2 protein-coding genes are annotated in these 5,279 nt (G+C 68.5%); both read left to right on the forward strand.

Annotated elements, in window-relative coordinates; translation table 11 throughout:
- A partial coding sequence (locus tag AC3ERT_RS36380; RefSeq protein ID WP_435179429.1) for a type I polyketide synthase occupies nt 1-3,378 on the forward strand: 3,378 nt, incomplete at its 5' end.
- A 27-nt stretch (nt 3,379-3,405) separates the two neighbouring features.
- On the forward strand, nt 3,406-5,279 hold a 1,874-nt coding region (locus AC3ERT_RS36385), incomplete at its 3' end, for a type I polyketide synthase (RefSeq protein ID WP_435179432.1).

The following is a 5,279-nucleotide window of genomic DNA, read 5'->3' on the forward strand; positions in this document are numbered from 1 at the left end:
GTCGCGGCGGTCAACGCTCCCCGCCAGGTCGTGGTGGCCGGCGCCGCGCAGGCGTGTGCGGAGTTCGTCGAGGCGTTTGCGGATCGTGGGGCGCGGCGGATCGCGGTGGATTATGCCTCCCACACCGCGCACGTCGAGGCGGTCGAGGACCTGTTGGGCGAGGATCTGGCGGGACTGTCCCCGGTCAGTGGTGCGGTGTCGTTTTATTCGACGCTTGAGGGGCGGGTGGTGGATACCGCCGGGTTGGATGGCGGGTATTGGTATCGGAATCTGCGGGAGCCGGTGCGGTTTGGTGAGGTTGTTGCCGCGCTGGTGGCTGAGGGGCATCGGGTGTTTGTGGAGGTGAGTCCGCATCCGGTGTTGGGTATGGCGGTTGCGCAGGCGGGTGAGGGTCTGGTCGCGGCGGGCAGTTTGCAGCGTGGTGATGGCGGCCGGGACCGGTGGTTGACCGCGCTGGCGGGCGCTTGGTCGGCGGGCGTGGAGGTGGACTGGGCTGCCGTGAACGGTGGGGAGGGTGGGGCCCGGAGGGTGGCTTTGCCGACGTATGCGTTTCAGCGTCAGCACTATTGGCCGAAGTCGGTGGCTGGTCGTGGGGATGCTTTGTCGGCTGGTCAGCAGCGGGTCGGGCATGCGTTGTTGGCGGCTGCGGTGTGGCTGGCTGATGGTGATGGGTTGGTGTTGACGGGTCGGTTGTCGCTGGCTGCGATGCCGTGGTTGGCCGACCACGCGGTCCACGGCACGGTGCTGTTGCCGGGGACGGCGTTCGTGGACCTGGCCGTCCACGCCGGGGACCTTGCCGGGTGTGGTGTGCTGGAGGAGTTGACGCTCCAGGAGCCTCTGGTCCTGCCGGAGCACGGTGGCGTGCAGGTCCAGGTCCACGTCGGCGATAGCGATGGCGACAGTGGCCGGCGAACTGTGAGGGTCTCCTCTCGCGAGGGGGAGGGCGAGTGGGTGCGGAACGCGGTGGGCGAGTTGGCTCCGGTCGGCAGCGAGCCCGTCCCTGCTCCGCTGTCCGTTTGGCCTCCGGCGGGTGCGGTGGCGGTTCCGGTCGACGATGCCTACGACAGGCTGGCTCGGCAGGGTTACGGTTACGGTCCGGCGTTCCAGGGGATGCGCCAGGCATGGCGGGCCGGGGACACCGTCTACGCCGAGGCGGAGCTGCCTGAGGCCGTCGAAGATGACGTTGCCGGGTTTGGCCTGCACCCTGCCCTCCTCGATGCCGCGCTGCACGCCCTCATCACTGCCAGCAGTTCCAGCAGTGGCAGCGACAACGGTGGGGCGACGGGGTTGCCGTTCGCGTGGTCGGGGGTGCGTTTGCTGGCGGGCGGTGCCCGCCACCTGCGGGTGGTGCTGACCCCTGGGGCAGCTGGGGTCTCGGTCACCGCGTTCGACGCTGTTGGTGAACCCGTTCTGCAAGCACGATCGTTGGTGCTCCGGGAGGTTGCACCAGGGCAACTGGGCGGGTCGGGTCGGGCGGCCAGGCAGTCGTTGTTCACAGTGGACTGGGTCCCACTGATGGTGCCGCAGACCCCTGACACCGTCGCGGTGCAGTGGGTGCGGCATGGCGAGTCGGTCGGGTCCGAGCTGGCGCCGGTGGTGGTCGCCCCGGCGCCGACCACCCCGTTCGGGATGTCGGAGCCGCAGGCGGCCCACCAGGCTGCTGTGACGGTGTTGGGTTGGGTGCAGCAGTGGCTGGCCGATCCCGAGACGGACAACGCGCGGTTGGTGATCTGGACCCAGGGCGCAGCCACCGGGCAGGACCTGGCCGGTGCCGCGGTCGTGGGCCTGGTGCGTTCGGCGCAGTCGGAGCACCCGGGGCGTGTGCTGCTGGTCGACGTCGACCCGGCCACCGACCTGGACCCGACCCGGGACGCTGACGTGGACACCGTCATGGCCCTGGCACTGGGTGCTGACGAGCCGGAGATCCGCATCAGTCCCGCAGCCGACGGCGGCAGCGGTGTGGCGGTGTTCGGGCGTCGGCTGGCCCGGGGCGTGACGAAGGAGCCCGGAGCCGCGCCCGCCGAGTGGGACCCGCAGGGCACCGTGCTGGTCACGGGTGGGACGGGGACGTTGGGTGGGGAGTTGGCCCGGCACTTGGTCACCGTGCGTGGCATACGGCATCTGGTGTTGTTGTCGCGACGCGGCCCGGCCGCACCGGGCGCGGCCGGGCTGGTTGCGGAGTTGGCTGAGCTGGGTGCGGAGGTGCGGGTGGAGGCCGGAGATGCCGCCGACCGGGACGCCCTCGCCTCGGTCCTGGCCAAGATCGCAGTCGAGCGGCCGCTGACAGCAGTGGTGCACGCAGCCGGCGTGATCGACGACGGCACCGTGGAGTCGTTGACACCGCAGCGGATGGCACCGGTGCTGTCGGCGAAGGTTGACGCGGCCTGGAACCTGCACGAGCTGACCGAGGACATGGGACTGGCCGGGTTCGTGCTGTACTCCTCGGCCGCAGCCATCCTGGGCAATCCGGGGCAAGGTAGCTATGCCGCGGCGAACGCGTTCTTGGACGCCCTGGCCGTCTATCGCCAGGAACGTCACCTGGTCGGTCAGTCGCTGGCGTGGGGGCTGTGGGAACAGACCTCGGAGATGACCGAGCAGCTGGAGGGTGCGGGCCTGTCCCGTCTGCGTCGCGGCGGCATCGAGCCGATGTCGACCGTCCAGGGTCTGGCCCTGTTCGACGCCGCGGTCGCGTGGGACGTGCCGTTGGTGGTGCCGGCCCGTTTGGACTTGGCCGCGCTGTCTCGTCCGGGTGTTTCGCCTTCACCGTTGTTGAGTGGTCTGACGGCGGGTTCTCCGGGTCGTCCTGTCGCTGCCGCGGCAGCCGCGGGTGGAGGCGGGTTGGCCGCGCGGCTGGCCGGGCTCGGCCCGGCCGATCGTGAGGAGGAGGTCCTGCGGGTCGTCCGGACCGCTACGGCGGTGGTGCTGGGTCATGCCAGCCCGGCGGAGCTGGACCCTCAGCGGGCGTTCCGCGACATGGGGATCGATTCGCTGACCGCACTGGAGCTGCGCAACCGGCTCGCCACCGAGACCGGCCTCACTCTTCCCGCGACTCTCGTCTTTGACCATCCGACACCGGTTGAGCTCGCCCGTCACCTGCGGCCGGGAATATTTGCCGATGGCGAAACAGGAATGGCGACAATGATCGGCGAGCTCAACCAGGTCGAATCCAATCTTCTGAAGATGGCGGGAAGCTGTGAGAAGCCCGACGATATTACGAGAATCCTGCGCGGAATGCTGTCGAGATGGGTAGAGGTGCAGGGAGATTCTCGGTCGGAATCCGATGAGTCCTCCGCGTTTGATTCGGCGACTCCCGATGAGGTATTTGACTTCCTTGACAAAGAATTCAGATTCCATGAGTCGCCATCAGATGAAAACTGATTGCCGAATCGACGAGGGGGTCCATTGATGGAAAGCCAGGAAAAACTTTTCGACTATCTGAAGAAGACGTCGGCCGAGCTCGTCCAGACGCGCAATCGCCTGCGAAAGCTGGAGGAACGCGAGCAGGAGCCGGTGGCAATCGTGGGGATGGGTTGTCGGTTCCCGGGTGGGGTGAAGGATCCGGAGGGTTTCTGGCGGTTGGTTGCCGGGGGGACCGATGCGGTGTCGGGGTTCCCTGGCGACCGTGGCTGGGATCTGGAGGGTTCGGGTGTCTTCGATCCCGATGATGGGAGTCAGGATTACGCCCGGGTGGGCGGGTTCGTAGGTGATGCGGGTGATTTCGATGCGGAGTTCTTCGGGATCAGTCCGCGTGAGGCGTTGGGGATGGACCCTCAGCAGCGGCTGCTCTTGGAGACGTGCTGGGAGGCGTTGGAGGACGCGGGGATTGCTCCGGGTTCGCTGAAGGGGACCGACACAGGCGTCTACGCCGGAATCGCCGCCTCGGGGTATCGGGCCGGGGAGCAGGACGACGGGAATGGGTACGCGAGGACGGGTACGACGGCGAGTGTGGCGTCGGGTCGGGTGGCGTACTGCCTCGGATTGCAGGGGCCCGCGGTTTCGATCGATACGGCGTGTTCGTCGTCGTTGACGGCGATTCACCTGGCGGCGCAGGCGTTGCGGTCGGGTGAGTGCTCGCTGGCGTTGGCCGGCGGGGTTACGGTGATGGCTGCTTTGGGAGTGTTCGCTGAGTTTGCGCGGCAGCGGGGGTTGGCTGCTGATGGGCGGTGCAAGCCGTTCGCGGAGGCGGCTGATGGCACGGGGTGGGGTGAGGGTGTCGGTGTGCTGGTCCTGGAGCGGTTGTCGGACGCCCGCGCGCGCGGGCACCGGGTGCTGGCGGTGGTGGCGGGTAGCGCGATCAACCAGGACGGGGCCAGTAATGGTCTGTCGGCGCCGAACGGTCCGTCGCAACAGCGTGTGATCCAGCAGGCATTGGCCAGCGCGGGGTTGCAGCCGGGTGATGTTGACGTGGTGGAGGGGCACGGGACCGGCACGGCGTTGGGTGATCCGATCGAGGCGCAGGCGTTGCTGGCGACGTATGGGCAGGGTCGGCCGGAGGGTCGGCCGTTGTGGTTGGGGTCGGTGAAGTCGAATATTGGTCACACCCAGGCCGCCGCTGGTGTCGCGGGTGTGATCAAGATGGTGCAGGCGATGCGCCACGGAATACTGCCGCAGACCTTGCACGTGGACGCCCCGTCCTCACACGTGGACTGGTCGGCCGGAGCGGTCCGGCTGCTCACCAGCGCACGCCCGTGGGAGGCAGGACCCCGCCGGCGCCGGGCGGGGGTGTCCTCGTTCGGCGTCAGTGGCACCAACGTCCACCTCATCCTCGAGCAGCCTGCAGAGGATGTCCCTGCCCTGGACGTCCCTGCTGTGGAGGCTCCTACCCAGGATGGGTCGGAGTCTGCGGGTGCGGTGGTGTGGGTGGTGTCGGCGCGGTCTGATGCGGCGTTGGTGGCGCAGGCGGGTCGGTTGGCTGAGTTCGTCGACGCTCGCCCTGAGGTCTCGGTCGGGGATGTGGCGTTGTCGTTGGCGGTGACGCGGACGACGGGGTTCTCGCACCGGCTTGCGGTGGTCGGCCGGGACCGTGGCCAGTTGCTGGAGGGGCTGACTGCTGCCGCGTCGGGGCGGGATTCGGCCGGGGCCGTGTCCGGGGTTGCTGGTTCTGTGTCGCGGCCGGTGTTTGTGTTTGCGGGTCAGGGTGCGCAGTGGGTGGGGATGGGGGTGCGGTTGTGGGAGGAGGAGCCGGTGTTCGCGGCGGCGATGGAGCGGTGCGCGGCGGCGTTGGAGCCGTTTGTTGGTTGGCGGTTGCGTGAGGTGTTGGGGGATGAGGGGTTGTTGTC

Source organism: Actinacidiphila sp. bgisy145, assembly GCF_057708125.1.